Below are 26,576 nucleotides of genomic sequence, written 5' to 3' on the forward strand. Positions count from 1 at the left end.
CTTGACAAAGGCCATCTGGTTTACGACAAAGGCGAGAGTGAATGTCATGTTTGACGAGTGCCCCGGCCATGCTGGTCTGCAGCTGCAATTACATCACCGACAAAGACATCAAGTCAGTCATCAACGAGATGCTGGACGAAGACTGTTGGCAGTTGATTGTTCCGGGCAAGGTTTACCACGCCATGAACAAGCGCGGCCGTTGCTGCGGCTGTTTTCCGAATGTCGTCGATCTGATCATTCGCACCACCGAAGAATATCACGCCCTTCGTCAGACCGAAGAAACCAAGGTCATCAACTTCATGGAACGCCTCAAGCAGTTCCACGAAGAGCAGAAGGCCGCGCTGGCCGAACGGCGCCAGGCTACGTCGACGGCCCGACGCGCTGCCGGCTGAGACGCCTGCATCGGCATCAGCCGCTCACTAGGCCACCAGAACGATTCCCCCACCCGTCACGCACCAGTTCTCAGACGCTACGCGGATTGAACCTGCCCTGTCGATCTGGCCACTGAAACCTGCGTGCCACCCCCAAGAATTAGAATACTTCTAAAAAGGGCTCGACAGGCGACAGCGCTGGCGCTAGAGTTGCACCATTCAATTCATACAAGGGACGAATATTATGAAGGGTGATCCGAAGGTCATTGAACGGCTCAACGAAGCGCTGTTCCTCGAACTCGGCGCGGTCAATCAGTACTGGCTGCACTACCGCCTGCTCAACGATTGGGGCTACACGAAGCTCGCCAAGAAAGAGCGGGCCGAGTCGATCGAGGAAATGCAGCACGCCGACAAGATCATCGATCGGATCATCTTCCTCGAAGGCCATCCGAACCTCCAGACCGTTGCGCCGCTGCGCATCGGCCAGAACGTCAAGGAAGTGCTCGAAGCCGACCTCGCCGGCGAATACGACGCCCGCACCTCCTACAAGGCCTCGCGCGACATCTGTTACCAGGCCGGCGACTATGTCTCGATGAAGATCTTCGAACAGCTGTTGATCGACGAGGAAGGCCATATCGACTTCCTGGAGACCCAGCTCGAGCTTCTCTCCAAGATCGGCGAAGAAAAATACGGTCAGCTCAACGCGGATTCCGCCGACGCTGCCGAGTAAAGCGCCACCCACTCTTCCAGAAAGCCCCGCTTGCGGGGCTTTTTTCGTTCGTCAGAATTTACACTACCGCGGCTCTTAGCGTCTCCGCGCAACCGCGAACTCAGCGATCGCGGCGCGCCATGAAGGCGAGACGTTCGAAGAGATGCACATCCTGCTCGTTCTTCAGAAGCGCGCCATGCAGCTTCGGCAAGGCATTCTTTGCCTCACCGCGCAGATCGGCAGGGTCGACGTCCTCTGCCACGAGCAACCGGATCCAGTCGAGCGCCTCCGATGTGGACGGCTTCTTCTTCAGCCCGGGGGTCTCGCGGATCTCGAAAAACTGGGTCAGCGCGTTGCGCAGCAACGTCTTCTTGATCCCGGGATAGTGAACCTCGACGATCCGCTCCAGCGTTTCTGCATCGGGAAAGCGGATGTAGTGGAAGAAGCAGCGCCGCAGGAAGGCGTCCGGCAGTTCCTTCTCGTTGTTCGAGGTGATGATGACGATCGGCCGGATCTTTGCGCTGACCGTCTCCCCGGTCTCGTAGACGTGGAATTCCATCCGGTCGAGTTCCTGCAGCAGATCGTTGGGAAACTCGATATCCGCCTTGTCGATCTCATCGATCAACAGCACGCATTTTGTGTCCGTGGCAAAGGCCTGCCAGAGCTTGCCCTTGCGGATGTAGTTCTTCACGTCATTGACGCGCTCATCGCCGAGCTGGCTGTCACGCAGGCGCGAAACGGCATCATACTCATAGAGCCCCTGCTGCGCCTTGGTGGTCGATTTGACGTTCCACTCCAGGATATCGAGCCCGAGCGCCGCGGCCACCTGTCGGGCAAGCTCGGTCTTGCCGGTTCCCGGTTCTCCCTTTACGAGCAAAGGCCGCTCCAGCCGGATCGCGGCATTGACCGCAATCATCAGATCCTTGTCTGCCACATAGTCCGCGGTACCCTGAAACTGCATCGTATCTGCGCCTCGTTCATCGTCGGCGGCAACGTAATGACGCATCTGACCGGGCGCAAGCACAGGTGCGGCTTTAGCCCGCTTACCAGAAATAGCTTGTATTTTCCCGGCAATCTGACAGGCTGTATTCCATGAACGCTGATGCGTGTCCGTCTGCAAGTGCCCCATCCGCAAGGACGGAATTTCGGGCTCCGGACATCACCGACCTTCTCCTCGACCCCATATTCGCAGTCTGGACCAATTGGTCCGGCCGCAATGCCTCGTATAACGGCAGGCTCCTTTAGACCGGCGGGACGTTTTGTCCGACCCGCAAGTCAGAAGGATCTCTGTCCCGACCGCAGCCTCCCAGCTGCAGGAGATCCCCATGACCAGACACCTGTATTCCATCGGCGACACAGTGACGCTGAAAGATGGCCCCGTCCGCCTCGCCCGCAGCAATGGCTCCTGCAAGGTGCTGGCGACCCTTCCCGAGACCGGGGGAAGCCGCCAGTACCGCGTCCGCTTCGAAAGCGAGAGCTTTGATCGCTGCATCGCAGAAACGGATATTGATCCCAGCCGCAGCAAGGCATCCGCCCGGACGACGGCTCCTGCAAACACCCCGAAAAAGGAAAGCACATCATGGCTAAAGGCCAACAGCGTTCGAACCGCGAAGTAAGAAAGCCGAAGCAGGACAAGGCCAAGCCGGCGGCGACCCCGGTTTCGACCTTCACCACGCAGATCAAGAGTGCAGAAGCCGCTTCTCCCAAGAAGCGTTGAAATCGCTCGACCCGGACTGTGCCCGAAACGGCTGGTCCGGGGAGCCGTTCGACAAGCAGCCAAGCGCAGTCTGCGACGCATTCGCCTTTCCCTTTTTGGCGAAGATGCGCTAAGGGCTGGCGCATGACCTCGACCTCTTTCACCCTTCTTCTCGGCGGAAGCCTCGCCGTTACCGACCGCCTGCGGGCGCTGACCGAAGGAAGCCGCGTGATCGCGGCCGATGGCGGCATGCGCCATGCAGTGAACCTCGGCGTCACTCCAGAACTCTGGGTCGGAGACTTCGACAGCAGCGACAGCGAATTGATCGCCCGTTTTCCGACCGTGGAACGTCGCAGCTATCCGGCGGCAAAGGCCGTCACTGACGGGGAAATCGCGGTTGCGGAAGCAATAGCGCGCGGCGCCACCCGGCTGATCTTCGTCGGCGCGCTTGGTGGCGAACGGTCCGATCACGCGCTGCAACATTATCTGAACGCCCTCGGCCTCGTCGACGACGGTTACGAGGTGGTCCTGACCTCTGGCGAGGAAGAGGCCTATCCCTTCGCCGAGGACAGCGAACTGGCGCTCGAAATGCCCAAAGGCGCGCTTTTTTCGGTGCTCGGCTTCACCACCCTCGAAGGACTGACGATCCGCAACGCACGCTATCCTTTGCAGGACTTCAGCGTACCCTTCGGCTCGTCGCGCACGATATCCAATATCGCCGAAGGACCGATCTCGGTCTCACTCTCCCGCGGCCGGGCGATCCTGCTGGCCCGCCCCTACGATCTTTCAGGAGCCTGATGCCTTGGCACCTCCCATTCTGAAACTTGACGATATCCAACTCTCCTTCGGCGGAACGCCTTTGCTTGCCGGTGCCGGCCTGCAGGTGGAGCCTGGCGACCGCATCTGCCTGGTCGGTCGCAACGGTTCTGGCAAATCAACGCTGATGAAGATTGCCGCCGGCCTCGTCGAAGCACAGTCCGGCGAAGTTTTCCGCCATCCGTCCTCGACCATCCGCTACCTGGAGCAGGCGCCGGATTTTGCGGGTTATGCAACGGTCCAGGCCTATGCCGAGGCGGGATTGGGACCGGGCGACGATCCCTATCGCGTCACCTACCTGCTCGAACATCTCGGCCTGACAGGCCAGGAAGATCCGACCCGTCTCTCCGGTGGGGAAGCCCGCCGCGCAGCCCTTGCCCGCGTGCTCGCGCCCGAGCCAGACATACTGATGCTCGACGAGCCGACCAACCATCTCGACCTGCCGACCATCGAATGGCTGGAAGGCGAATTGTCGAAGAGCCGCAGCGCGCTTGTCCTGATTTCACACGACAGACGTTTCCTCGAAAAGATCTCGACCGCCACCGTCTGGCTCGATCGCGGCCAGTCGCGAAGGCTCAATCGCGGCTTTGCCCATTTCGAAGAATGGCGTGACCAGGTGCTCGAAGAGGAAGAGATCGAACAGCACAAGCTGGGTCGCCAGATCGAGCGCGAAGAACACTGGCTGCGCTACGGCGTCACCGCCCGCCGCAAGCGCAACATGCGTCGCCTTGGCAATCTGCAGGCTCTGCGCGCCAACTACCGTGGACACAAGGGCCCACAGGGTACGATTCAGGCATCGGCGACGGAAGGCAAGGAAAGCGGCAAGCTCGTCATCGAGGCCGACAAGATCATCAAGACCTATGGCGATCGCACCATCGTTGCGCCCTTCTCGATCCGTGTCCATCGCGGCGATTGCATCGGTCTGATCGGCCCGAACGGCGCCGGCAAGACGACGCTTCTGAAGATGCTGACTGGCCAGCTGGAACCGGATGAAGGCCTAGTCAAGCTCGGCACCAATCTGGAGATTGCGGTTCTCGACCAGAAGCGCGAGGACCTGAACCCGGATGACACGCTTGCCCATTACCTGACCGACGGCCGTGGCGACAACCTTCTGGTCAATGGTGAGCAGAAGCATGTCACCGGCTACATGAAGGACTTCCTCTTCCAGCCGGAACAGGCCCGCACTCCAATCCGCAACCTCTCCGGCGGCGAGCGCGCCCGCCTGATGCTGGCGCGGATCATGGCCAAGCCCTCGAACCTCTTGATCCTCGACGAACCGACCAACGACCTCGACATCGAGACCCTCGATCTGCTGCAGGAAATCGTCGCTGGCTATTCCGGCACCGTGATCCTGGTCAGCCATGACCGTGACTTCCTCGACCGCACCGTGACCTCGACCATCGCACCGGCCAACCCCGACGCACCCGATGGTCGGTGGATCGAATATGCCGGCGGCTATTCCGACATGCTAGCCCAGCGCAAGGGCGTCGAGGACGAACGCAAACGCGTTGAAAAGGCCGAGAAAGCCAAGGCGCAGGAAGCCTCGGGCGGCAAGTCGGCCGGCAGCGCAAACAGCAAGGGCAAGCTGTCCTTCAAGCAGAAATTCGCGCTCGAAAACCTGCCGAAGGAAATGGAAAAGGCCGAAAAGGAGATCGCCACGCGCGAAGCCAGGATGGCTGATCCCAACCTCTTCACCAAGGATCCGGCGACGTTCAACAAGCTCGCCGCCGAAATGGAAAAGCTGCGTGCCGACATCACGCGCATGGAAGAGGAATGGCTGGAGCTCGAAATGTTGCGCGAGGAATTGGAAGGCTGAGGCCCTCCTCTGTCTTGCCCTCCATCGGGCACCCTCCCTCCTGCCCCTCCATCTTCCATTTTCCAGTCTCGTGCTAAGGGTGCGGGTCCTTGCAGAACCGTACCAGTCGCGCTATCTCCACAGTGCTCTAACGGGGTGCCTTTCGATCCTTCGGGACCGGAATGCTGAGAGGCGTCAGCCAACCCGCGGAACCTGATCCGGTTAACACCGGCGGAGGGATTAGACGCGTCGATCGCAAAGCGCGCTATCCCGACAGCAATGATGATGAAGGAGGAGGGCGCCATGCGACCCACGACTGTTTCCCTGTTTATCGGCGGCGTTGCAGCCGCCATGATCGGCATCGTCTCCCCGACGCTCGCCGCCGACAAGACGCTGACCGTCTACACTTATGAGAGCTTCGTCTCCGAATGGGGTCCGGGGCCCAAGGTCAAGGAAGCTTTCGAACAGACGTGCGACTGCACCGTCAATTTCGTCGGCGTCGCCGATGGCGTGGCGCTGCTGACCCGTCTCAAGCTCGAAGGCGAGACCTCGAAGGCCGATGTCGTGCTCGGCCTCGACACCAATCTCGTCGAGGAAGCCAAGCAGACCGGCCTCTTCGAAGCCCATGCCGTTGATGCCGCCAATGTTCAGGTGCCTGGCGGCTTCAGCGACGATGTCTTCCTGCCCTATGACTACGGCCATTTCGCCGTGATCTACGACACCGAGGTCATCAAAACCCCGCCGACGAGCCTGAAGGACTTGGTCGAGGGCGACCCGTCCCAGAAGATCGTCATCCAGGATCCACGCACCTCGACGCCGGGCCTTGGCCTGCTGCTCTGGGTCAAGTCGGTCTATGGTGACCAGGCGCCAGAAGCCTGGGCCAAGCTCAAGGATCGCGTCCTGACCGTTACGCCGGGCTGGTCGGAAGCCTATGGCCTGTTTACCAAGGGCGAAGCGCCGATGGTGCTCTCCTACACGACTTCGCCGGCCTATCACATGGTCGCCGAAGAGACCGACCGCTATCAGGCGGCAGAGTTCTCCGAAGGGCATTACATCCAGATCGAGGTCGCCGGCCTTGTTAAGAATGCGCCGGAAAAGGAACTCGCCCGCCAGTTCCTCGCCTTCATGCTTGAACCCGGTTTCCAGGACACCATCCCGACCAACAACTGGATGATGCCGGTGGCCGCAACCTCCGAGCCCCTGCCGGAGGCATTCGGCAAGCTCGTCCAGCCGAAGACCACTTTCCTGATGAGCCCGGCAGAGGTCGCCGCAAACCGCCAGGCGTGGATCGACGAATGGCTGAAGGCCATGACGCTGAAGTAAGACCGGATGCTCCGACCGCTTCACCAGTCGAGACGTCAGAGGCTGCCCGCATTCGCGGGCGGCCTTTTGGTTTTGCTGGCCGTGGCGGCTTTCGTCGGCATCGCCCTCTCCGCACTGCTCGCAGGGAGAATGACCAGCGGCATCCTGCAGGCCTTCGGCGATCCCGTCGTCCGTTCGGTGCTGTCATTCACCCTCTGGCAGGCCTTCCTGTCGACGCTCCTCTCTGTCGGCCTTGCCTTGCCTGTTGTCAGCGCGCTCGCCCGTCAGCCGGATTTTCCCGGACGGATCTGGCTGATCCGCCTGATGGCAGTTCCCATGGGTCTTCCCGTTCTGATCGGCGCATTGGGTCTGATCGGTATTTTCGGCCGCAACGGCATCGTCAACGATGTCCTGACTGGCCTCGGTCTCTCGCAGCCTATCTCGGTCTACGGCCTGACCGGAATTCTGATTGCCCATGTGTTCTTCAACCTGCCGCTTGCAACACGACTGATGCTCTCCGCCCTGGAGCGCGTGCCGGCCGAATACTGGCGGATGTCGGCAAGCCTCGGCCTGTCGCCGATCGCCACCTTCCGCTTCATCGAGTGGCCCGTCTTGGCGCGCGTCATCCCGGGGGCCGCAGGCCTGATCTTCATGCTCTGCGTGACGAGCTTCACGCTGGTTCTAATCTTCGGCGGGGGCCCTGCCGCCACAACGATCGAAGTCGCCATCTACCAGGCTCTCCGCTTCGACTTCAATCCGGAGCGCGCCGTATCCCTAGCGCTGCTGCAGATCACGGTCACTGGCGTGATCCTCATCGGCCTCAGCCTCCTGCCGGCGGCCTCCGACACCGGTGTCACCAGTGGACGACGTTTCCCCCGTTTCGATGGCCGGCGCCCGCTCGTCCGTTTGATCGACGCGCTGCTGCTTTCGCTGGCCGGCCTCTTTCTCATCCTGCCGCTTGGCCAGGTCGTCATCTCGGGACTACAGGCAGACCTCGCTCGGCTGATATCGCAATCGGCCTTCCAGCAGGCAGCTCTGACCAGCCTGCTGGTGGCGCTCGTATCAGGCGTTACGGCGACACTGCTTGCCTTTGGCGCGGTCGCAGCAAGGACCGAAATCGACACGCAGCGAAACCGGAATGTCGGCAATCGCCTCATGTCGATCGCGCTTGCCTCGCTGTCATCGCTGGTTCTGCTTATCCCGACGAGCGTGCTTGCCACCGGCTGGTTCCTCGCGCTCCGATCGAGCGGTGAGATCGCAAGCTTTGCCCCCTTGATCGTCGCCGGCATCAATGCCCTGATGGCCCTGCCGTTCACCGTGCGCGTGCTGGAGCCGGCCTATCGCGAGCACCGGTCGCGCACGGGGCGCCTTGCCGAAAGCCTCGGCCTGTCCGTCGCTCAGCGTCTGCGCCGCGTCGACTGGCCGGAGCTGAAACGGCCATTTCTGACCGCGCTCGCCTTCTCCATGGCACTTTCCTTGGGAGATCTCGGAGCAGTCGCCCTGTTCGGCTCGGAAAACATCATGACACTACCCGCCCTCATCTATGCGTCTATGGGAAGCTACCGCAGCACCGATGCTGACGGGCTTGCCCTATTGCTCGGAATGCTGTGTCTCCTCCTCGCGCTCCTCGGGGCGCCGGGAAGACGTCAGGCAAGTGAACGGGAGGCCCCCGATGCGCGATAAGACTTCGACGGCAATCCGCCTCGATGGGGTGCAACTCACACTCGGCCAAAGCGACTTTCACTTCGATTTCGCTTTCGATACCGGCAAGATCACTGCCATTGTCGGCCCGTCCGGATCCGGCAAGTCGACCCTGCTCAACCTCGTCTCCGGCTTTGAGCAACCCCACACGGGCCGGATCGAAATAGCTGGTCGTGATGTGACGGATCTGGCGCCGGCGGAGCGTCCGGTCTCGCTGGTCTTTCAGGACAACAACCTCTTTGCCCACCTCGACCTCTTCACCAATATCGGCCTCGGCATCCATCCTGGCCTGCGTTTGACCACCGCGGACCGCAAGGCGGTCTCCGACGCTCTGGTGCGGGTCGGCCTTGCAGGCTACGAGCGGCGGCTGCCGGGTTCGCTCTCGGGCGGAGAGCGGCAACGGGCAGCCTTCGCTCGCGCCTTGGTCCGCAGCCGCCCGATCCTGCTCCTCGACGAACCCTTCGCCGCACTCGATCCGGGTCTGCGGAGCACAATGGTTGACCTTCTCGCAGAACTCCATGCCGAAACATCTGCCACCATCCTGCTCGTCACCCACGATCCGCGCGACGTCGTTCGCTTGGCGGATCAGGTCGTCTTTCTCGAAAACGGCCATGTGGTGGTGAATGCGTCCAAGTCCGATTTTCTCGCGAGAACAGAAGTCACAGCCGTGCGCGACTTCCTCGGTCCGGCCCGGATTGCACCCGAATCGCCTTAATTTGGTCGCCCGCGCCTGCCATGCGCGTTTGGAATAGTTGTTCCTGCAGCAAGACCATTGGTCATTTGCCTCGGCGTGACTATCTTCTGGAGCGAGTGGTGTTTTCGCACTATGTGGAATGCTGCCGGATCAGCAGAATGCGGATATCGGCTGAAGGCAATTGGATGCTGCACCCGGATATCGCCAGCTTGGCGATCGTTCGGGAACAGGGTGAAGGGGCAGGATGCAGTTTTTGAGCCGGAACAGCGCGATAGCTGCAGAAACAGATCTGCGGCGCCGGCCTTTCAGGTTTGCGTCGAGTGTTGCCGTGCTCGTCTCGGCGGGTCTCGTCCTATCCTCCTGCCAGTCGCTGTTCGAGCAGGCCTACGAGCCATCCGTTTCGCCTTCCAGCAATCCGCAGATCGTCGACGAAGTGCAGAAAGGCGATCCGCGCGCTCAGATGGGTGCCCGCGAGCACCCCCGCATCGTCGCATCCTATGGCGGCGAATATTCGGACGCCAAGACCGAACGCCTCGTCGCCCGCATTGCCGGTGCGCTAACGGCGGTCTCGGAAAACCCGAATCAGTCCTATCGCATCACCATCCTCAATTCGCCGGCGATCAACGCCTTTGCGCTGCCGGGCGGCTATCTTTACGTGACGCGCGGCCTCCTGGCGCTCGCCAACGACGCGTCGGAAGTGGCAGCCGTTCTCAGCCATGAAATGGCGCATGTGACCGCCAATCACGGCATCGAACGCCAGCGTCGCGAAGAGGCAGAAGTCATTGCGAGCCGCGTCGTCGCCGAGGTTCTGTCGAGCGATCTCGCCGGCAAGCAGGCGCTGGCCCGCGGCAAGCTGCGCCTCGCCGCCTTCTCGCGCCAGCAGGAGCTGCAGGCCGACGTCATCGGCGTGCGCACGCTGGGTGAAGCCGGCTATGATCCCTATGCTGCGGCCCGCTTCCTCGATTCCATGGCCCGCTACAGCCAGTTCAGCTCGGTTGATCCCGATGCCGACCAGAGCCTGGACTTCCTCTCGAGCCATCCGAACGCCCCGCAGCGTGTGGAACTTGCTAAGCGCCATGCCCGCGCCTTCGGGCCGGAGGGCAGCCATGGCGAAACAGGCCGCGAGTATTATCTGAACGGCATCGACGGCCTGCTCTATGGCGACAGTCCCCAGGAAGGCTTCGTCCGTGGCCAGACCTTCCTGCATGGCCAGCTCGGCATCCGCTTCGACGTGCCCCAGGGCTTCCAGATCGACAACAAGGTCGAGGCCGTCCTCGCCACCGGACCTGGCGATGTGGCCATCCGTTTCGACGGCGTGGCCGACAGTCAAAAGATCAGCCTGCCAAACTATATCTCGAGCGGCTGGGTCACCGGTCTTCTGCCCGATACAATCCGGACCATCAGCGTCAACGGATTGGAAGCGGCAACAGCCCGCGCCTCCGCCGATCGCTGGGATTTCGACATCACCGTCATCCGGATCGGGCCGCAGATCTTCCGCTTCCTGACGGCCGTGCCCAAGGGCAGTCCGGCTCTGGAAACCACAGCCGCTCAGCTGCGTGCCTCCTTCCGCCGGATCACGCCACAGGAAGCAGCCTCGCTGAAGCCGCTTCGCGTCCGTGTGGTGACGGTCGGTTCCAACGACTCGGTCGGAACCTTGTCGGCACGTATGATGGGCACCGATCGCAAGCTTGAACTGTTCCGGCTGATCAACGCACTCGGCCCGACCTCCACGGTCACGCCGGGCATGCGCGTCAAGATCATCTCCGAGTAACATCACCAGACTCAGACCAGCAAAAAAGCCGGCTCGAAGGCCGGCTTTTTTGCTTGTGATTTGTGATTGGCTCAATACGCCATTTCATATCGCGCCGCGGCCGATGGTGCCTTGTCGGTCAGCGCAAGTTTCAGCTTCTCAAGCGCTCGCGTTTCGATCTGGCGGACACGTTCCTTGGAAATCCCGAGCTCGGCGCCGAGTTCTTCCAGCGTTGCGCCATCTTCCGTGAGACGCCGCGCCTTGATGATCCGGCTTTCGCGCTCGTTGAGGCGGTTCATCGCATCCTTGAGCCAGCCATTCCAGCGCTCGCCATCGATGATGGACGTGACCTGCTCGTCCGGCAGCGCCTCGTTGCTCTCCAGCATCTCGAGCTGTTCGGTGCCTTCGCCATTGCGACCAGCGACAGGCGTCTGCAGCGAGGCGTCATTGCCGGACAAGCGGGCGTCCATCGACTGAACGTCGGACAGGCTAACGCCAAGGGCGGTGGCGATTTCCTGATGGATGGCCTGATCAGAGAGGCGATTGTCGCCCTGGGCGAGCTTGGCGCGCAGGCGACGCAGGTTGAAGAACAGCGCTTTCTGACTGGAGCTGGTGCCACCGCGGACGATCGACCAGTTGCGCAGGATATAGTCCTGCATCGAGGCCCGGATCCACCAGCCGGCATAGGTCGAGAAGCGCACTTCGCGACCAGGGTCGAAGCGGGCAGCCGCTTCGAGAAGGCCGATATAGCCTTCCTGGATCAGATCGTTGAGCGGCAGACCGAAGCCACGGAACTTGGAAGCCATGGCAATGACCAGACGCATATGCGCCTGGGCGATGCGGTTGCGCGCACCCTGATCGTCATTTTCCTTCCAGCGGATCGCAAGGTCGAGCTCTTCCTCGCGCTCAAGATAGGGCTGTGACATGGCATACTTTATGATGTGTCTGTCAGCGGATGTGGCTTTCATCGAACATCTCCATGGTCTCTGGGGACCGCTGGCCTCTCGCAGGCCTATTTGCCGGCATTGTTTGCTGAACGGTTCAGTCTCGGTCAGGTTCCAACAATGTCGAACAGGGCGGTGGTTGCATCACTCTCATCTGCTTGTCTGACCACTATTACGGGCCGTGTACGGCATCGGATTGCCGCACGGGGTGCGACCTTCTGTCGAACAGGGGGGATCACGGTGAAGTGAGAGAAAGAGGGCGCCGAGCTGAGTGCGGTGATCGGGAAACGCAAAACGGCGCGGGTTGCCCCGCGCCGTCGGATCAGAATTCAAATGGTCTGGTTCAGGCGGAAAGAGCTTTGAACTCCTCAAGGATCGCATCGCCCATTTCGACCGTGCCGACCTGACGGCAACCGTCGGCCATGATGTCACCGGTGCGGATGCCCTTGTCGAGCACGATGGCAATCGCCTTCTCAAGGCGATCGGCCTCGGTGACCATGTTGAAGGAGTAGCGCAGGCACATGGCAAACGAGGCGATCATCGCGATCGGATTGGCGATGCCCTTTCCGGCGATATCGGGTGCCGAGCCGTGCACCGGCTCGTAAAGCGCCTTGCGCTTGCCGGTCTTGGCATCCGGGGCGCCGAGCGAAGCGGACGGCAGCATGCCGAGCGAACCGGTCAGCATGGCGGCAACGTCGGAGAGCATGTCGCCGAACAGGTTGTCGGTGACGATGACGTCGAACTGCTTCGGCGCGCGGACCAGCTGCATGCCACCGGCATCGGCCAGCATGTGGTCGAGCTTGACGTCGGAGAACTTCTCCTTGTGCGTCGCTGTCACGACCTGGTTCCACAAGACGCCCGACTTCATGACGTTGCGCTTTTCCATCGAGCAGACGGCATTGTTGCGGGTCCGTGCGAGTTCGAAGGCGACGGCGGCGATGCGCTCGATTTCGTAGGTGTCGTAGACCTGCGTATCGACGGCGCGCTTCTGGCCATTGCCGAGATCGGTGATGGTCTTCGGCTCGCCGAAGTAGACACCACCAGTCAGCTCGCGGACGATGAGGATGTCGAGACCCTCAACGAGCTCCGGCTTCAGCGACGAGGCATTGGCGAGCGCCGGATAGCAGATGGCGGGACGCAGGTTGGCGAAGAGTTCGAGATCCTTGCGCAGACGCAACAGGCCGGCTTCCGGGCGGACTTCGTAAGGCACGTCATCCCACTTCGGGCCGCCGACGGCACCGAAGAGAACGGCATCGGCGGCAAGCGCCTTGGCCATGTCTTCTTCCGAGATCGCGGCTCCATGCGCGTCATAAGCCGAACCGCCGACAAGGCCTTCGTCGGTGACGAAGCCGGCGCCCTGCGCCTCGTTCATGTAACCGATGATCTTGCGAACTTCGGCCATGGCCTCGGGGCCGATGCCGTCGCCGGGGAGAAGAAGAAGATTGCGAGCCGTCATGGAAACCCTCCACTCGAAAAAGAAGTCGCGGTGTCTTACGCGCGGGTCAGGGTCATTTCAAGCGAGATAGGGCGGAAACGGTACGGTTCCGGCCATTCCAAGCAAGGGCTTCCCGGTTGACCCGGTTGTTTCCGAGGTCCAAAAGATCTGCATCCCTCCAGCATCCCCGAGTGCCCCATGCCGCTTTCTCCCCTTCATATCGAAACGCCACTCCTCCGCACGGCCGCCGACTACAGCGCGAGCGGCTTGCCTCTCTGGCTGAAGCTTGATGCCTTGCAACCTTCCGGCAGCTTCAAGCTGCGTGGGGTGGGACTGCTCTGCCAGCACGAGGTCGCCAAGGGGGCGAAGGAAATCTTCTGCGCCTCTGGCGGTAATGCAGGCATTGCCGCCGCCGTTGCCGGCAAGGCGCTCGGCGTCCCGGTGACGATCGTCGTGCCGGAAACCACGTCCGCCGAGGTTCGCACGCGAATTGCCGCGACAGGTGCCAAGGTCTTGGTCCACGGGTCCGTCTTCGACGAGGCGAATGCCCATGCGGTGGCACTCGCGGCCAAACGCCAGGCCGCTTACGTCCATCCCTATGACCATCCGCTTCTCTGGGAAGGTCATGCGACCCTGATCGACGAGGTGGTCAAATCAGGTGCCGAGTTCGATTGCGTGGTGACGAGCGTCGGCGGTGGCGGCCTGCTTGCCGGCATCGTCGAAGGGTTGCGACGCAACGGGCTGCGCGACATCCCCGTCTTTGCGGTCGAGACGGAAGGCGCCGCTTCCCTGAACGCTGCCGTTCTCGCCGGGGAACGTGTGACGCTGCCGGCCATCACCTCGATTGCCAATTCGCTCGGCGCGCGACAGGTCGCACAACATGTCTTCGAGCTTCTCGAAACGCATCCGATCGAAAGCGTCACGGTGACCGACGCCGAGGCTGTCGAGGCCTGCCTGAAATTCGCCGATGCGCAGCGGATCCTCGTCGAGCCCGCTTGCGGTGCGGCATTGGCTGTCGCCGACGTGCATGCCGAGCAGCTGAAGCGCTTCAAAGCGCCGCTGATCGAGGTCTGCGGCGGGATCGGCGTCTCGCTTGCAGCGCTTGAAGCCTGGCGGGCCCGTTTCCTCTAAGGCCAAAGAAAAAGCCGGGCGCGAGCCCGGCTTCATCAATTCAGTGCTTGAGCAAGGCTCAGGCCCAGGGGCGATGGGCGGCGTTGGACTGTTCGAAGGTCGAGATGCTCGTTGCCTTCTCAAGTGTCAGGCCGATATCGTCGAGGCCGTTCAGCAGGCAGTGGCGCTTGAACGCGTCGATTTCGAACGCGATCTTGCCACCATCCGGACCGGTGATCTCCTGGGATTCCAGGTCGACGGTCAGCACGGCGTTGGAACCGCGCGAGGCATCATCCATCAGCTTGTCCAGATCGGACTGGCTGACGACGATTGGCAGGATGCCGTTCTTGAAACAGTTGTTGTAGAAGATGTCGGCGAACGACGTGGAGATCACGCAGCGGATACCGAAGTCGAGAAGCGCCCACGGGGCATGCTCGCGCGAGGAGCCGCAACCGAAGTTATCGCCTGCGACGAGGATCTGCGCATTGCGATAGGCCGGCTTGTTGAGAACGAAATCCGCGTTCTCCGAACCGTCTTCCTTGTAACGAGCTTCGGCGAACAGCCCGGTACCGAGACCGGTGCGCTTGATCGTCTTCAGGTAATCCTTGGGGATGATCATGTCCGTGTCGACATTGACGACCGGAAGCGGTGCCGCGACACCGGTGAGCTTTACGAACTTGTCCATCAGTCTGCCTTCGATCTGGCTAATGCGCGTTTGATGCCTCGCCCATAGAGCAAAACCGCAGAAATTTGAAGGAGAATCTTGAGGAGGCTCTATCGCTGTTTTCCGCGCGACAGTGACATCTCACCCGCTGGACAGGTGAGATGCTGGACCGGCCTACGGTCAGATCAGAGATCGATGATCGTACCCTTGCCGTCGTTCCAGACGCGGACGTCATCGCGACGCTTGGCTTTCACGTAAGCAGGTGCACGCTTCGTCTTGCCCATCAGCATGCGGGCGCCGAGCGTGACTGTCAGGAGTGCGCCAATCACCAGAGTGAGCGACACCGCAAAGGCGGCGGCAAGGCCGACAAAAGCGAGGCCAACAAGGGCATAGGCGGCGGAGCGGATGTTCTGCATGATCGTGTCCTTTCGCAGGTACCAAGGTGGTCCTTATCCCAAGGGTTTGCAAGGGCCTTTCACCCAATTGTCATCTTGCGTGGGCGGCCAAAGCTTGCCAGAACTCGGCCATGACATCAGAGGCCTCCTCCTTTCGCTTTCACCACCCGTCCCGCCTTCGCCGATCCGTGCTGACGGTGCCCGCGATCAACGACCGCGCCCTCGACAAGGTGACGACCCTCGATTGCGATGCCGTCATCTTCGATCTCGAGGATTCCGTTGCTGAGGATCGAAAGGCCGACGCCCGGCATAAGCTTCTGGAATTCCTGCAAAATTCCGATCTCGGCCATCGCGAGCGCATCGTCAGGATCAATGCCTCAGACACACCGCACTTCCGCGAAGACATGAGGCTCGTCTTGCAGTGCCTTCCCGACGCCGTGCTGTTGCCGAAGGTCGAGGAACCGGTCGCTGTGCAAGACGTGGCGGATCTGCTCGGCGAACAGGATGCGGCGGAAGGTCTCAGGATCTGGGCAATGATCGAAACGCCGCGCGGTGTGCTCAACGCCGCAGCGATTGCCTCTTCGGGGCGCACCAGCGACAGCCGGCTCGACGCCTTCGTCGTTGGGCTGAACGACCTGCGCAAGGCGACCGGCATTCCGGCAGCCCCCGGACGCACCTATCTGGTGCCCTATCTGATGCAGGTCGTACTCGCCGCCCGCGCCTATGGGCTCGACGTCATCGACAGCGTATCGAACGATTTCCACGACCTCGAAGCCTTCTCGGATGAATGCGCTCAAGGGAGGGCCATGGGCTTCGACGGCAAGATGCTGATCCATCCGGCGCAGATCGAAGCCGCCAATCGCCATTTCGGCCCCTCGGATGCCGCGATTGCCGAGGCCCGTCTCGTCGCCGACGCCTTCTCCGACCCGGCCCATGCGGGCCTCAACGTTATCAACATCGATGGGCGCATGATCGAACGACTGCATGCCGAGGAGGCCACCCGCCTTCTCGCCAAGGTCGAACTGATCACCGCCAGAAAGGACAAGCCATGAAAGTCTATCGTTTCCTTACAGGTCCAGACGATTCGAGCTTCTGCCACCGCGTCACCGACGCGCTCAACAAGGGCTGGGAGCTTCACGGATCGCCGAGCCACACCTTCAACGCCGCCGAGAACAAGCTGTATTGCGGCCAGGCCGTGGTGAAGACGGTGCATGGCAAGGAATACGATCCATCGATGAAGCTCGGCGAGCAGTGATCCGCTGGTGATGCCCATCTCCCCCTTGGTGGGGGAGAAAGCGATTTCGATGAATTAGGCGAGCGCAAGCCACCTAAACATCAGAAATCGCGAGAGAGGGGGTCCGTTCGTCGTGCCACCATCACCGATCCCCTCACCAACAAAATCTGAGGTTTAGCCCTGATCGGGCTAAGCCCTCGATTTTGTAACCTCTCCCACAAGGGGGAGAGGGAAAAACCAATTTGTCAAAAACCCCAAGCTTCGCCGCCGGTCGGGATCGCTCCCTCCGGGTAGGCTGAAATTTGTCTCGGACGAGGCGCCAGAAGCAACCTGTCTAAGTAAGTAATGTGGCTCCTTCCGGCGCCCCGTTCGGCGTTTTGTCCCGCTGCATGCGTCTCTCTGGCAAGGCGGCGACGGTCTTCGGTCCTCGTCCTCGGGTTTAACCCGAGGATGAGCGAAGATTGACCGGGCGCGGGTCCGGCTGCGGCATCATACGAGATGACGCTTCAGCCTGGCCGGTGGCCCGGGAGGTTCCCGCCGGATGGTGCACCAATCCGACCGGGACCCTCGCCCGGGGGATGAAGCCTTGGTCATCGACCTCGGCCATCATCCCCGCCGTTTTGTTCGCCCCGCTGTCTGGATGTTCGCGACAGCATTGGCGCCTTGTCTGTGTGCCTCTGAGGCACGTCCTTCCGATCGGGGTATCCGGTGAAGAGGCATCCGACCCCGTCACCTTAGTATCCAACCCCACGTCCGGAGGGAGACCGTTGCAGCGGGCCGGGAGATCTGGCCTGCGACAGTCGTCACTCCCGGCGCCGATCCCGCCTCGCCTGACATCGCATCGTCAGGTGTATCCGAGGGCGGGACGGGGACTAGGGTAAGGGCGTGGAAATGGGCGGGGATGAAAAAACTTTGTTTTGTTGATTTTGCTGAGGGATTCGCGAAAGTCGTCCCCCTTTTCTCGGAAGTAGGCGCTGAGCTTGTGGCTTTGCCCCTCACCCTGCCCTCTCCCCGCAGGCGGGGAGAGGGGGGTGCAGGCGGTTGATGTCTCCGCCTTCTCCCCGCTTGCGGGGAGAAGGTGCCCGCCCTTCGACAAGCTCAGGAGGCGGATGAGGGGCAAAGCCGCAAGGGGGGAGGCACCAACGCCTCCATCGCCTTCCCCATTGATTCGCAACCCCGACAGGCGTAAAAGGCCTCGTGTTCCGTGGTGATTTGGCCGGCCGGCTTGCAGCCACGTAAAATAAGTCGCTAAAGGGCCGAGGCGAGTTTGAAGACTTTCCAAGGACCGGTGGCGATATAAAAGCTGCCGGTATTTTTGTTTCCGCGGTCTGAAACCGCCGTGACAAGGAAAGTCGAGAGTAAGATGCCGATCAGGATCCCCGATACGCTGCCCGCCTTTGAAACCCTCGTGCATGAGGGCGTGCGGGTCATGACCGAAACCATGGCCATTCGCCAGGACATTCGCCCGTTGCAGATCGGCCTGCTCAACCTCATGCCGAACAAGATCAAGACCGAGGTGCAGTTCGCCCGGCTGATCGGTGCCTCACCGCTGCAGGTGGAGCTGACGCTGGTGCGGGTCGGCGGCCACAAGGCGAAGAACACGCCGGAAGAACATCTTCTTTCCTTCTACCAGACCTGGGACGAGGTAAAGGACCGCAAGTTCGACGGCTTCATCATCACCGGCGCACCTGTCGAGACCTTGCCCTTCGAGGAAGTGACCTACTGGCCGGAATTGGAAGATATCCTTGATTGGACCGAGACCAACGTGCATTCGACCATGAATGTCTGCTGGGGCGGCATGGCAGCGATCTACCACTTCCACAGGGTGCCGAAGCATGCGCTGAAGGAAAAGGCTTTCGGCGTCTATCGCCACCGCAACCTGGCGCCTTCTTCGGTGTACCTGAACGGCTTCTCTGATGATTTTCAGGTGCCAGTCTCGCGCTGGACGGAAGTGCGTCGCCAAGACATCGAGAAGGTGCCGGAACTGGAGATCCTGCTCGAATCCGATGAGATGGGTGTGTGCCTGGTGCAGGAGAAACGGGCCAAACGGCTCTACATGTTCAACCATGTCGAATATGACTCGACCTCGCTGGGCGACGAGTATTTCCGCGACAAGTCATCGGGCATCCCGATCAAGCTGCCGCACAACTATTTCCCGCACAACGACGACACGCTGACACCGCTCAACCGCTGGCGCGGCCACGCGCATCTTCTGTTCGGCAACTGGATCAACGAGATCTACCAGATGACGCCATACGATCTGAACGAGATCGGCAAGGATCTGGCTGGCTGACAGCGGCACGGGGGACGGGAGCGGATTTTGCCAGGACAGGCGGGGTCCGCTATGACAGGATGCCGCCGCCGATGAACCGAGCCATTGTCATCCGATGTTTCTGCCGTTTTTTCTGCGTCTGAAAGAAGAGAAGGTTCCCGTGACCCTGCGGGAATACCTGGCGCTGCTCGAAGGCCTGCAGTCAGGTCTGGTCGACTTCGATCCCGAAGGTTTCTATTATCTCGCCCGCACCACCCTGGTGAAGGACGAGCGCTTCATCGACCGATTCGACCGGGTTTTCTCCGAGATCTTCGGTGGCATCCTGAGCGAGGGCGCAGCAGAAGGCGTCGATCGTCAGACGATCCCCGAAGACTGGCTGCGCAAGATCGCCGAAAGACACCTTTCGGACGAGGACAAGAAGCTGATCGAAGCGCTTGGCGGCTTCGACAAGCTGATGGAAACACTGAAAGAGCGGCTGGCAGAGCAGAAGGAGCGCCACCAGGGCGGCAACAAGTGGATCGGCACGGCCGGCACCTCGCCCTTCGGCGCCCATGGCTACAATCCGGAAGGTGTGCGCATCGGCCAGGAGGAAAGCCGGCACAGACGCGCAGTGAAGGTGTGGGACCAGCGCGAATTCCGCAATCTCGACGACCGCGTCGAACTCGGCACCCGCAACATCAAGGTGGCGCTTCGACGGCTGCGCCGCTTTGTGCGCGAGGGAGCAACGGAAGAACTGGATCTCTCCGGCACCATTCGCTCGACCGCAGAGCACGGCTATCTCGACGTGAAGACCCAACCCGAGCGACGCAATGCCGTGAAGCTGCTGATGTTCTTCGATATCGGCGGCTCGATGGACGATCATGTCCGCGAGGTTGAGGAACTGTTTTCCGCTGCGCGTTCGGAATTCCGGCACATGGAGTATTTCTACTTCCACAACTGCCCCTATGAGCGCGTCTGGAAGGACAATCAGCGCCGCCACGCCGATACGATTCCGACATCAGACGTCATCAGAACGTTCGGCGCCGACTACCGGCTGATCTTCGTCGGCGACGCGGCGATGAGCCCCTACGAGGTCACCCATCCGGGCGGGTCGGTCGAGCACTGGAACACCGAAAGCGGGGCGGCCTGGATGACGCGATTGACCGATCACTTCCGCCGGCATCTCTGGATCAATCCGCTTCCGCAGGCGAACTGGGACTATACGATGTCCGTCGGCCTGATTCGCTGGCTGATCGGCGACCGGATGTATCCGCTGACGCTGGGCGGCCTGGAGGCTGCAGCCCGCGAATTGGCGCGATGACCGACAGACAAAAGACTGTGATGAATTAAGGCGAGGAAACGACAGGATGACGAAGACGATATTCGGCGTGATGCCCACGGGCGAGGCGGTCGAGAAGGTGGTGCTGAAGGGTGGAGGCCTGACAGCCTCGATCATCACCTTTGGTGCAGTCCTGCAGGATCTGCGTCTGGAGGGACACGATGCACCACTGGTGCTCGGCTTCGAGGATCTCGCCGGCTATCTCGACCATTCCCCTTATTTCGGCGCGACACCCGGACGCTGCGCCAACCGTATTGGCAACGGCCGCTTCACCCTTGATGGCGTCGACTATCAGCTCGAGCTCAACGAGAAGGGGATCTCCCACCTGCATGGCGGCTCTGACGGCATGGGCCGACAGAACTGGACGATCCTCGATCATGGCGGCGATTTTGTCGTGATGGAGGTGACCGATCCGGACGGTCGCGCCGGCTATCCGGGGACCACGCGCACCCGTGCGAGTTTTGCGCTGAAGGATGGCGGCACCTTCTCTGCCCTCTATGAAACAGTGACCGACAAGCCGACGATCGCCAATGTCTGCCACCACGCCTATTTCAATCTCGATGGCCGTGCGGACATCCTCGGCCATGATCTGATGATCGCGGCCGATCACTATACGCCTGTCGACGAGCGGCTGATCCCCACCGGAGAAATCAGGCCGGTCGAGAACACTGCTTTCGACTTCCGCGAGATGCGGCCGATCCGGCTCGAAGTCGAGGGCGAACAGCTCGGCTACGACCACAATTTCTGCTTCTCGAGCAGCCGGGTCGCCAAGCGCAGCGTCTCCCTGGCGCGTAGCGTCAATTCCGGCGTGACCATGGAGATCCTGACAACGGAACCTGGCGTGCAGTTCTACGCCGGCGGCAAGGTCGCTCCAGCCGTTCCCGGCCTTGACGGCCGCCGCTACGGCGCCTTTGCCGGCTTTTGCATGGAAACCCAGGTCTGGCCGGATGCAATCAACCATGCGAACTTCCCGAACGCGGTACTGCGGCCGGGCGAAGTCCTGCGCCAGGAAACGGATTACGTCTTCTCGAAAGCCTGAATGAAAAAAACCGGCTGCGGGGCAACCTGCGGCCGGTAACGCGTTTCGACGCGACGCGCAAAGGCGCCACAAATCCCACGACGTCTGTCACTGCCTGAAGAAAGAATGGAGCGGGTGAAGCGATTCGAACGCTCGACCCCAACCTTGGCAAGGTTGTGCTCTACCCCTGAGCTACACCCGCTCATAACCTCGATCCTGGGGTAGTGTCTGGATCGTGGGCCGTCCGTCTTGCGGCGACGGGCGCTATATGGCCCAACCGATTTTCAAATGCAACAGGGAAATGACGGATCGTCGCGAAAAAAATCGAGAAAGGGCGCAACGACCTGAGAAAGCTCAGCTTTTCCGGGCTTTTGCGGCGTACGAAAGATTGCGAAACGTCGGTCCTGGACCTATTGCTAAACTGGAAATCCGATAGTGGGAGCTCAAGGCCCCCGACGATTCAGAGTGAGAACAGCCATGACGACAGCCAAAACCGCCGAAGACCTCTTTCGTTTCCTCGACGAACTCGGGATCGCCCACAAGACGAAGACCCACCCGCCGGTTTTCACCGTCGCGGAATCGGTCTCGCTGCGCGACGAGATCCCCGGCGGCCATACCAAAAACCTGTTCGTCAAGGACAAGAAGGACAACTTCTTCCTGCTGACGGTCGAGGAGAACGCATCGGTGGACCTGAAGACGGTGCACACGATCATCGGGGCTGCCAGTAAGGTGTCCTTCGGCAAGCCGGAAAAGCTGATGGAGTATCTCGGCGTCGTTCCGGGCTCGGTGACGGCCTTCGGTGCGATCAACGATACGGACAAGAATGTCACCTTCATCCTCGACAAGGATCTGATGGAGCATGACATCATCAATTGCCATCCGCTCTCCAACGACGCGACGACATCGATCGGCCGGGATGACCTCATCCGCTTCATGGAGGCAACCGGCCACACGCCGCTTGTCTTGAAAGTCTCGGGCTGACATACGATCTTAACGGCAAGAACGTCAGCCTCCCCAAAGGCTGCGCAACAGGCGGGAGATGCGAGAAGATGAGCGACTATGGCAACCCTTACGGCAGCTACGGCAACCAGACCATGACGGCCAAGGCGGAGTTCGGTGGCGCTCCTCAAGGCACGCCCGCAGCAGGCGACCTGATCAAGGATACGACGACGGCGAACTTCGCCCGCGACGTCATGGACGAATCGCGCAACCAGCCGGTTCTCGTCGATTTCTGGGCCCCCTGGTGCGGTCCGTGCAAGCAGTTGACCCCCATCATCGAAAAGGCCGTCACCGAAGCCGGTGGACGCGTCAAGCTCGTCAAGATGAACATCGATGACCATCCCTCGGTTGCCGGCCAGCTCGGCATCCAGTCAATCCCGGCCGTCGTTGCCTTCGTCAACGGCCGTCCGGCCGATGGCTTCATGGGCGCGCTGCCTGAGAGCCAGGTGAAGGCCTTCATCGACAAGGTGGCAGGTCCGGCTGGTGCCGACCAGGCAGCTGAAATTGCCGCCGTGCTCGAAGAAGCCGCAGGCTTGCTTGCAGCTGGAGATATCGATGGTGCCGCCCAGCTGTTTGCCGCGATCCTCCAGGCGGACCCCGACAACACAAAGGCGATTGCCGGGCTTGCCGACTGCATGATCGGGGCGAACCAGCACCAGCGCGCCCGCGAACTGGTCAGCCAGTTGCCCGAAGATCTGGCCAAGGCCGCCGAAATCCAGGCCGTCCTCACGCGGCTGGATCAGATCGACGAGGCACGCAAGCTCGGTGATCCCGTGGCGCTGGAGCATACGCTGTCGCTGAACCCGGACGATCACGAGGCGCGCTTGAAGCTCGCCAAGATCCGCAATGTCGAAGGTCGCCGCGAGGAAGCCGCAGAACATCTGCTGCTGATCATGAAGCGCGACCGCACCTTCGAGGACGATGGTGCGCGCAAACAGCTGCTGCAATTCTTCGAGGTCTGGGGTCCGAAGGATCCGGCCACCATCATGGCGCGGCGCAAACTCTCCTCGATCCTCTTTTCGTGAGCCGCCGCCGGCCTTGAGTTTTGGCTGGCGCGACCCAGATAGAAGCAAGAACGAACGCCGGAATTTTCCGGACAGGATGTGCTTCGATGCAAGTGGGAAATGCCCGATATCTGACGGCTGGTGACCTTCCCGAGACGGTACCGGTCTTCCCCATCTCAGGGGTGCTGCTGCTGCCCGGCGGCCAGCTGCCGCTGAACGTCTTTGAACCGCGATACCTCGCGATGCTGGATGCGGCGCTTTCCGGCAACCGACTGATCGGCATGATCCAGCCGGCGATGTCGGAGGTGCAGGCCAACATTCTGCCCGAGCGCCCGCAACTGGCGCCCGTCGGCTGCCTTGGCAGGATTACCTCCTTCACCGAAACCGGCGATGGCCGCTACATCGTGTCGCTGGCAGGGGTGTGTCGTTTCCGGCTGATGGACGAGGTGACGACCAGCAAGCCCTTCCGCAGCTTCCAGATAGCCCCCTTCGTCGCCGATCTGAGTTCGGGAGAAGACGAGGGACAGGTCAACCGCATCGGCCTCCTGGCGGCTTTCAAGGCCTATCTGGAGGCAAACAAGCTCGAAGCCGATTGGGAAAGCGTCGAGCGCGCATCGAACCTGACGCTGGTGAACTCCCTGTCGATGATGTCGCCGTTTGGCCCGCCTGAAAAACAGGCGCTTCTGGAGGCGCCCGACCTGAAGACGCGTGCCGAGACCCTGATCGCGATTACCGAAATTGTCCTCGCCCGGACCTTCGGTGATTCCGATACCATGTTGCAGTGACCCATGGCCGATAATCCGACCAGCCTCATCGATCCGAAGATGCTCGAACTTCTGGTCTGTCCTTTGACGCAGGGGACCCTGAAATGGGACCGGGAGAAGAGCGAACTCGTCTCTGAGAAGGCGCGCCTCGCCTACCCCATCCGCGACGGAATACCGATCATGCTGGTTTCGGAAGCCCGCAAGCTGGAGATGCCCGCCTGAACGGGCCTGCCCCTTTACCAGATCCGGAAATGAGCGCTCAGATGCTCTGGCCGCCCAGAAGCCGCGGCCCGGCATGCCCGGACGTGCCCGCAGCCTCGCGAATGAAGTAGGTCTTCAGGCCCGGGATCCGATCAACGACGCCAAGGCCGAAATCGCGCAGCACCCGGATCGGTGTCACGTCGTTCGAGAACAAACGGTTCAGCACATCCGTTGTGACCCCCATGCGGAACGTGTCGAAACGCCGCCAGATCTGGTAGCGCTCGAGCACATTGACCGAGCCGATATCGAGACCCAGGCGGTCGGCCTCAACGATCGTCTCCGCAAGTGCCGCGACGTCCTTGAAGCCGAGATTGAGGCCCTGACCGGAGATGGGATGGATGCCATGCGCCGCGTCGCCGGCAAGCGCCAGACGCGGCGCGATGAAGGCGCGGGCAAGGGTCAGACCGAGCGGGAAGGCCCGACGATCCGGTGTCGCACGGATGGTGCCGAGTTTGTGGCCGAAGCGGCGCTCGAGCTCGGCCTCGAACAACAGGTCATCGGAGGCGACGAGCCGGTCGGCATCATCAGTCCGCTCCGTCCAGACCAGAGACGAACGGTTGCCCTTCAGCGGCAGGATGGCAAACGGACCGGCCGGCAGGAAGTGCTCTTCTGCAACGCCGTCATGCGGCCGCTCGTGCTCCACGGTGGTGACGATGCCGGATTGGCCATACTTCCAGGTGACGGTCTTGATGCCGGCGAGATCGCGCAGCTTGGATCGCACGCCGTCGCAGGCAATGACGAGGCGTGACGAAACGACGCTGCCATCCGAGAGCGTCAGTTCGGCACTCGGTCCGGTATCGCGAAAGCCGGTTGCCCGCAATCCATGCCGAATGGTGATGCCGCGTTCCTCGCAGGCCTGGCGCAATGCTGCGACCATGCTGACATTCGGGATCATGTGCGCGAAGGGCTGACCGTCTTCGACGGCACCATCAAAGGTCAGGAAGACCGGGCGCACGGGATCGGACGTTTTCGAATCGGTCACGATCATCCGGTTGATCGGCTGCGCATCCGGCTCGATCTGGTCCCAGAGCCCGAAAACATCGAGCATCTTGGTCGCAGCCGCAATGATCGCCGAGGCCCTCGGGTCCTTCTTCCACGCGTCCTCGGGCGCCGCTTCGACAACCTCGACGGCGAGATGCGGGGCCGCCTGCTTGATTGCGACTGCAGCGGAAAGACCGACATAGCCACCGCCGACGACGAGCACATCCAGCATGGCAAATTCCTTTGTTCTTGTAGACCTGATGACACCTATATAGATCAGCCTTGAACGGGTGCCTATAAGCGGAGCAATGCAATATGTCGCAGCCATCTGGCCAGACCAAACCAATGCAAGACCTGATCGAGCGTCTCGATCTGGAAAAGCTGGAGGAAAACCTGTTTCGCGGTAGCAGTCCGCAGAACGGCTGGCAGCGCGTGTTCGGTGGCCTGGTCATCGCACAGGCCCTGATGGCGGCACAGCGCTGCGTCGACCCCGACCGCATCGTGCATTCGCTCCACGCCTATTTCATGCGCCCGGGCGATCCCTCCATCCCGATCGTCTATCAGGTCGAGCGCATCCGCGACGGCTCTTCCTTCACCACGCGCCGCGTTGTCGCGATCCAGCATGGCAAGGCGATCTTTTCCATGTCGGCCTCCTTCCAGGTGGAGGAACCGGGCTTTGATCACCAGGTGAAGATCCCGGACGTCGCCGCACCGGAACAGCTGATGGGCGAAGCGGAGTTTCGCGCTGCCTTCCTCGCCCAGGCGCCGGATACGGTGAAGACATACTGGGGCCGCGAGCGGCCGATCGAGATCCGCCCGACATCGCTGACCCACTATCTGTCCCGGGAAAAACTGGAACCGGAGGCCCATATCTGGGTTCGCGCATCCGGCCTCGTGCCCGACGACAGGCATTATCAGGCGGCAATCCTTGCGTATCTCTCGGACATGACCCTGCTCGACACCTCGCTCTATGCGCACGGCACGTCGATCTTCGACCCCGAACTGCAGGTCGCCAGTCTCGACCATGCCATGTGGTTCCACCGTCCCTGCCGGCTGGATGACTGGCTACTCTACACGCAAGACAGCCCCAGTGCGGCAGGCGCGCGCGGAATGACCCGCGGCAGCATCTTCACCCGCGACGGACGGCTGGTTGCCTCGGTGGCCCAGGAGGGGCTGATCCGCAAACGGGCAAATGACTAGATTTAAGCCATTCGTGATATTCTGCACAATTTATGTGCGCCCATTGCGCATTCATTTGCCTGTTTATTGGCTGCGTTTTTCATAGTCTTTAGATTTCAATAACTTATAGGCAATTCTGAATCTGGCACGCCTTTTGAATGTCA

General features: G+C 61.3%; 27 protein-coding genes, 1 tRNA gene and 2 riboswitches. Of the genes, 21 read left to right on the plus strand and 7 right to left on the minus strand.

All coding sequences use genetic code 11. The annotated features are described in order from the left end of the window. Positions 1-68 precede the first annotated feature (68 nt). Both BW978_RS16705 and bfr read left to right on the plus strand, forming a co-directional pair. Positions 69-392: a (2Fe-2S)-binding protein gene (locus tag BW978_RS16705; protein WP_076396969.1), complete on the plus strand. Its 324-nt coding sequence runs from the start codon at positions 69-71 to the stop codon at positions 390-392. A gap of 223 nt (positions 393-615) precedes the next feature. Beyond that, positions 616-1,101 (plus strand): bacterioferritin, encoded by a 486-nt coding sequence (bfr, locus tag BW978_RS16710; RefSeq protein ID WP_054150235.1) that lies wholly within the window; start codon positions 616-618, stop codon positions 1,099-1,101. A 100-nt stretch (positions 1,102-1,201) separates the two neighbouring features. Here bfr and BW978_RS16715 read toward each other — a convergent pair whose 3' ends face one another. Continuing rightward, a complete protein-coding gene (locus BW978_RS16715; protein WP_076397116.1) occupies positions 1,202-2,041 on the minus strand; it encodes an AAA family ATPase in 840 nt (279 codons plus the stop codon). 364 nt (positions 2,042-2,405) lie between these two features. On the opposite strand from BW978_RS16715, the gene BW978_RS16720 reads away from it, so the two are divergent. From BW978_RS16720 to BW978_RS16750, 8 genes are all read left to right on the plus strand, one after another. Continuing rightward, positions 2,406-2,696: a hypothetical protein gene (locus tag BW978_RS16720; protein ID WP_054150233.1), complete on the plus strand. Its 291-nt coding sequence runs from the start codon at positions 2,406-2,408 to the stop codon at positions 2,694-2,696. Continuing rightward, positions 2,660-2,797, plus strand: a complete 138-nt coding sequence (locus BW978_RS23605) for a hypothetical protein (RefSeq protein ID WP_167494915.1) — start codon at positions 2,660-2,662, stop codon at positions 2,795-2,797. The genes BW978_RS16720 and BW978_RS23605 overlap by 37 nt, the downstream gene beginning before the upstream one ends. A gap of 123 nt (positions 2,798-2,920) precedes the next feature. After that, positions 2,921-3,574: a thiamine diphosphokinase gene (locus BW978_RS16725; RefSeq protein WP_076396970.1), complete on the plus strand. Its 654-nt coding sequence runs from the start codon at positions 2,921-2,923 to the stop codon at positions 3,572-3,574. A 4-nt stretch (positions 3,575-3,578) separates the two neighbouring features. Continuing rightward, entirely contained in the window at positions 3,579-5,408 is a 1,830-nt protein-coding gene (locus tag BW978_RS16730) for an ABC-F family ATP-binding cassette domain-containing protein (protein WP_076396971.1), read from the plus strand. 121 nt (positions 5,409-5,529) lie between these two features. After that, positions 5,530-5,644: riboswitch (TPP riboswitch) on the plus strand. 94 nt (positions 5,645-5,738) lie between these two features. Then, entirely contained in the window at positions 5,739-6,710 is a 972-nt protein-coding gene (gene thiB / locus BW978_RS16735) for a thiamine ABC transporter substrate binding subunit (protein ID WP_076397117.1), read from the plus strand. A gap of 6 nt (positions 6,711-6,716) precedes the next feature. Next, entirely contained in the window at positions 6,717-8,372 is a 1,656-nt protein-coding gene (gene thiP / locus BW978_RS16740; protein WP_076396972.1) for a thiamine/thiamine pyrophosphate ABC transporter permease, read from the plus strand. Then, positions 8,362-9,105: a thiamine ABC transporter ATP-binding protein gene (gene thiQ / locus BW978_RS16745; protein ID WP_076396973.1), complete on the plus strand. Its 744-nt coding sequence runs from the start codon at positions 8,362-8,364 to the stop codon at positions 9,103-9,105. The genes thiP and thiQ overlap by 11 nt, the downstream gene beginning before the upstream one ends. Before the next feature lie 223 nt (positions 9,106-9,328). Continuing rightward, positions 9,329-10,855 (plus strand): M48 family metalloprotease, encoded by a 1,527-nt coding sequence (locus BW978_RS16750; protein WP_076396974.1) that lies wholly within the window; start codon positions 9,329-9,331, stop codon positions 10,853-10,855. A 71-nt stretch (positions 10,856-10,926) separates the two neighbouring features. Here the strand turns inward: BW978_RS16750 and BW978_RS16755 are convergent, their stop codons facing one another. Both BW978_RS16755 and leuB read right to left on the minus strand, forming a co-directional pair. Further along, complete coding sequence (locus BW978_RS16755; RefSeq protein WP_076396975.1) at positions 10,927-11,802, minus strand: RNA polymerase factor sigma-32; 876 nt, start codon at positions 11,800-11,802, stop codon at positions 10,927-10,929. A gap of 319 nt (positions 11,803-12,121) precedes the next feature. Beyond that, positions 12,122-13,234, minus strand: coding sequence for a 3-isopropylmalate dehydrogenase (gene leuB, locus BW978_RS16760; RefSeq protein WP_076396976.1), 1,113 nt, complete (start codon positions 13,232-13,234; stop codon positions 12,122-12,124). 177 nt (positions 13,235-13,411) lie between these two features. Between leuB and BW978_RS16765 the strand changes: the two genes are divergently transcribed. Beyond that, on the plus strand, positions 13,412-14,344 hold the full coding sequence (locus BW978_RS16765; protein ID WP_076396977.1) for a pyridoxal-phosphate dependent enzyme: 933 nt from the start codon (positions 13,412-13,414) through the stop codon (positions 14,342-14,344). 58 nt (positions 14,345-14,402) lie between these two features. Here BW978_RS16765 and leuD read toward each other — a convergent pair whose 3' ends face one another. Both leuD and BW978_RS16775 read right to left on the minus strand, forming a co-directional pair. After that, positions 14,403-15,008, minus strand: coding sequence for a 3-isopropylmalate dehydratase small subunit (leuD, locus tag BW978_RS16770; RefSeq protein ID WP_076396978.1), 606 nt, complete (start codon positions 15,006-15,008; stop codon positions 14,403-14,405). A 164-nt stretch (positions 15,009-15,172) separates the two neighbouring features. Then, entirely contained in the window at positions 15,173-15,403 is a 231-nt protein-coding gene (locus BW978_RS16775; protein WP_054151356.1) for a hypothetical protein, read from the minus strand. A 110-nt stretch (positions 15,404-15,513) separates the two neighbouring features. Between BW978_RS16775 and BW978_RS16780 the strand changes: the two genes are divergently transcribed. From BW978_RS16780 to BW978_RS16800, 5 genes are all read left to right on the plus strand, one after another. Then, a complete protein-coding gene (locus BW978_RS16780; RefSeq protein WP_076396979.1) occupies positions 15,514-16,434 on the plus strand; it encodes an HpcH/HpaI aldolase/citrate lyase family protein in 921 nt (306 codons plus the stop codon). After that, entirely contained in the window at positions 16,431-16,637 is a 207-nt protein-coding gene (locus BW978_RS16785) for a DUF1737 domain-containing protein (protein ID WP_069042784.1), read from the plus strand. The genes BW978_RS16780 and BW978_RS16785 overlap by 4 nt, the downstream gene beginning before the upstream one ends. 1,173 nt (positions 16,638-17,810) lie before the next feature. Then, positions 17,811-17,888: riboswitch (SAM riboswitch) on the plus strand. Between the two features lie 91 nt (positions 17,889-17,979). Next, positions 17,980-18,909: a homoserine O-acetyltransferase MetA gene (gene metA / locus BW978_RS16790; protein ID WP_076396980.1), complete on the plus strand. Its 930-nt coding sequence runs from the start codon at positions 17,980-17,982 to the stop codon at positions 18,907-18,909. Positions 18,910-19,003: 94 nt separating this feature from the next. Further along, positions 19,004-20,188, plus strand: a complete 1,185-nt coding sequence (locus tag BW978_RS16795; protein WP_076396981.1) for a vWA domain-containing protein — start codon at positions 19,004-19,006, stop codon at positions 20,186-20,188. Positions 20,189-20,234: 46 nt separating this feature from the next. Continuing rightward, entirely contained in the window at positions 20,235-21,245 is a 1,011-nt protein-coding gene (locus BW978_RS16800) for an aldose epimerase family protein (RefSeq protein ID WP_076396982.1), read from the plus strand. 106 nt (positions 21,246-21,351) lie between these two features. On the opposite strand, the gene BW978_RS16805 is transcribed toward BW978_RS16800, so the two are convergent. Then, positions 21,352-21,426: transfer RNA gene (locus tag BW978_RS16805), tRNA-Gly, on the minus strand. Between the two features lie 275 nt (positions 21,427-21,701). Between BW978_RS16805 and BW978_RS16810 the strand changes: the two genes are divergently transcribed. The 4 genes from BW978_RS16810 (at position 21,702) to BW978_RS16825 (ending at position 24,213) form a co-directional block, all read left to right on the plus strand. Beyond that, on the plus strand, positions 21,702-22,205 hold the full coding sequence (locus tag BW978_RS16810; protein WP_076396983.1) for a prolyl-tRNA synthetase associated domain-containing protein: 504 nt from the start codon (positions 21,702-21,704) through the stop codon (positions 22,203-22,205). 68 nt (positions 22,206-22,273) lie between these two features. Continuing rightward, the gene (gene trxA / locus BW978_RS16815) at positions 22,274-23,248 is read left to right on the plus strand and encodes a thioredoxin (protein WP_076396984.1); all 975 of its coding nucleotides are present in this window, start codon (positions 22,274-22,276) and stop codon (positions 23,246-23,248) included. An 86-nt stretch (positions 23,249-23,334) separates the two neighbouring features. Then, on the plus strand, positions 23,335-24,012 hold the full coding sequence (locus BW978_RS16820) for an LON peptidase substrate-binding domain-containing protein (protein WP_076396985.1): 678 nt from the start codon (positions 23,335-23,337) through the stop codon (positions 24,010-24,012). 3 nt (positions 24,013-24,015) lie between these two features. Continuing rightward, complete coding sequence (locus tag BW978_RS16825; RefSeq protein WP_054149805.1) at positions 24,016-24,213, plus strand: Trm112 family protein; 198 nt, start codon at positions 24,016-24,018, stop codon at positions 24,211-24,213. A 37-nt stretch (positions 24,214-24,250) separates the two neighbouring features. Here BW978_RS16825 and BW978_RS16830 read toward each other — a convergent pair whose 3' ends face one another. Further along, on the minus strand, positions 24,251-25,495 hold the full coding sequence (locus BW978_RS16830) for a ubiquinone biosynthesis hydroxylase (protein WP_280173598.1): 1,245 nt from the start codon (positions 25,493-25,495) through the stop codon (positions 24,251-24,253). Between the two features lie 53 nt (positions 25,496-25,548). Here BW978_RS16830 and tesB point away from each other — a divergent pair, with 53 nt between their 5' ends. Continuing rightward, the gene (tesB, locus tag BW978_RS16835) at positions 25,549-26,433 is read left to right on the plus strand and encodes an acyl-CoA thioesterase II (protein WP_076396986.1); all 885 of its coding nucleotides are present in this window, start codon (positions 25,549-25,551) and stop codon (positions 26,431-26,433) included. Positions 26,434-26,576: the final 143 nt, after the last annotated feature.

Origin of the sequence: Rhizobium sp. RU33A (assembly GCF_900156055.1) — a bacterium.
Taxonomy (GTDB): domain Bacteria; phylum Pseudomonadota; class Alphaproteobacteria; order Rhizobiales; family Rhizobiaceae; genus Allorhizobium.

Excerpts from the sequence above, each read along its gene's own strand:
- BW978_RS16800 (WP_076396982.1), top strand. The coding sequence starts at position 20,235 with ATGACGAAGACGATATTCGGCGTGATGCCCACGGGCGAGGCGGTCGAG.
- BW978_RS16795 (WP_076396981.1), top strand. The coding sequence starts at position 19,004 with ATGTTTCTGCCGTTTTTTCTGCGTCTGAAAGAAGAGAAGGTTCCCGTG.
- BW978_RS16765 (WP_076396977.1), top strand. The coding sequence starts at position 13,412 with ATGCCGCTTTCTCCCCTTCATATCGAAACGCCACTCCTCCGCACGGCC.
- BW978_RS16810 (WP_076396983.1), top strand. The coding sequence starts at position 21,702 with ATGACGACAGCCAAAACCGCCGAAGACCTCTTTCGTTTCCTCGACGAA.
- metA (WP_076396980.1), top strand. The coding sequence starts at position 17,980 with ATGCCGATCAGGATCCCCGATACGCTGCCCGCCTTTGAAACCCTCGTG.
- BW978_RS16750 (WP_076396974.1), top strand. The coding sequence starts at position 9,329 with ATGCAGTTTTTGAGCCGGAACAGCGCGATAGCTGCAGAAACAGATCTG.
- BW978_RS16725 (WP_076396970.1), top strand. The coding sequence starts at position 2,921 with ATGACCTCGACCTCTTTCACCCTTCTTCTCGGCGGAAGCCTCGCCGTT.
- bfr (WP_054150235.1), top strand. The coding sequence starts at position 616 with ATGAAGGGTGATCCGAAGGTCATTGAACGGCTCAACGAAGCGCTGTTC.
- thiQ (WP_076396973.1), top strand. The coding sequence starts at position 8,362 with ATGCGCGATAAGACTTCGACGGCAATCCGCCTCGATGGGGTGCAACTC.
- BW978_RS16775 (WP_054151356.1), bottom strand. The coding sequence starts at position 15,403 with ATGCAGAACATCCGCTCCGCCGCCTATGCCCTTGTTGGCCTCGCTTTT.
- leuD (WP_076396978.1), bottom strand. The coding sequence starts at position 15,008 with ATGGACAAGTTCGTAAAGCTCACCGGTGTCGCGGCACCGCTTCCGGTC.
- BW978_RS16820 (WP_076396985.1), top strand. The coding sequence starts at position 23,335 with ATGCAAGTGGGAAATGCCCGATATCTGACGGCTGGTGACCTTCCCGAG.
- BW978_RS16780 (WP_076396979.1), top strand. The coding sequence starts at position 15,514 with ATGACATCAGAGGCCTCCTCCTTTCGCTTTCACCACCCGTCCCGCCTT.
- BW978_RS16715 (WP_076397116.1), bottom strand. The coding sequence starts at position 2,041 with ATGCAGTTTCAGGGTACCGCGGACTATGTGGCAGACAAGGATCTGATG.
- BW978_RS16705 (WP_076396969.1), top strand. The coding sequence starts at position 69 with ATGCTGGTCTGCAGCTGCAATTACATCACCGACAAAGACATCAAGTCA.
- thiB (WP_076397117.1), top strand. The coding sequence starts at position 5,739 with ATGATCGGCATCGTCTCCCCGACGCTCGCCGCCGACAAGACGCTGACC.
- BW978_RS16785 (WP_069042784.1), top strand. The coding sequence starts at position 16,431 with ATGAAAGTCTATCGTTTCCTTACAGGTCCAGACGATTCGAGCTTCTGC.
- thiP (WP_076396972.1), top strand. The coding sequence starts at position 6,717 with ATGCTCCGACCGCTTCACCAGTCGAGACGTCAGAGGCTGCCCGCATTC.
- trxA (WP_076396984.1), top strand. The coding sequence starts at position 22,274 with ATGAGCGACTATGGCAACCCTTACGGCAGCTACGGCAACCAGACCATG.
- BW978_RS23605 (WP_167494915.1), top strand. The coding sequence starts at position 2,660 with ATGGCTAAAGGCCAACAGCGTTCGAACCGCGAAGTAAGAAAGCCGAAG.
- BW978_RS16755 (WP_076396975.1), bottom strand. The coding sequence starts at position 11,802 with ATGAAAGCCACATCCGCTGACAGACACATCATAAAGTATGCCATGTCA.
- BW978_RS16825 (WP_054149805.1), top strand. The coding sequence starts at position 24,016 with ATGGCCGATAATCCGACCAGCCTCATCGATCCGAAGATGCTCGAACTT.
- BW978_RS16720 (WP_054150233.1), top strand. The coding sequence starts at position 2,406 with ATGACCAGACACCTGTATTCCATCGGCGACACAGTGACGCTGAAAGAT.
- tesB (WP_076396986.1), top strand. The coding sequence starts at position 25,549 with ATGTCGCAGCCATCTGGCCAGACCAAACCAATGCAAGACCTGATCGAG.
- leuB (WP_076396976.1), bottom strand. The coding sequence starts at position 13,234 with ATGACGGCTCGCAATCTTCTTCTTCTCCCCGGCGACGGCATCGGCCCC.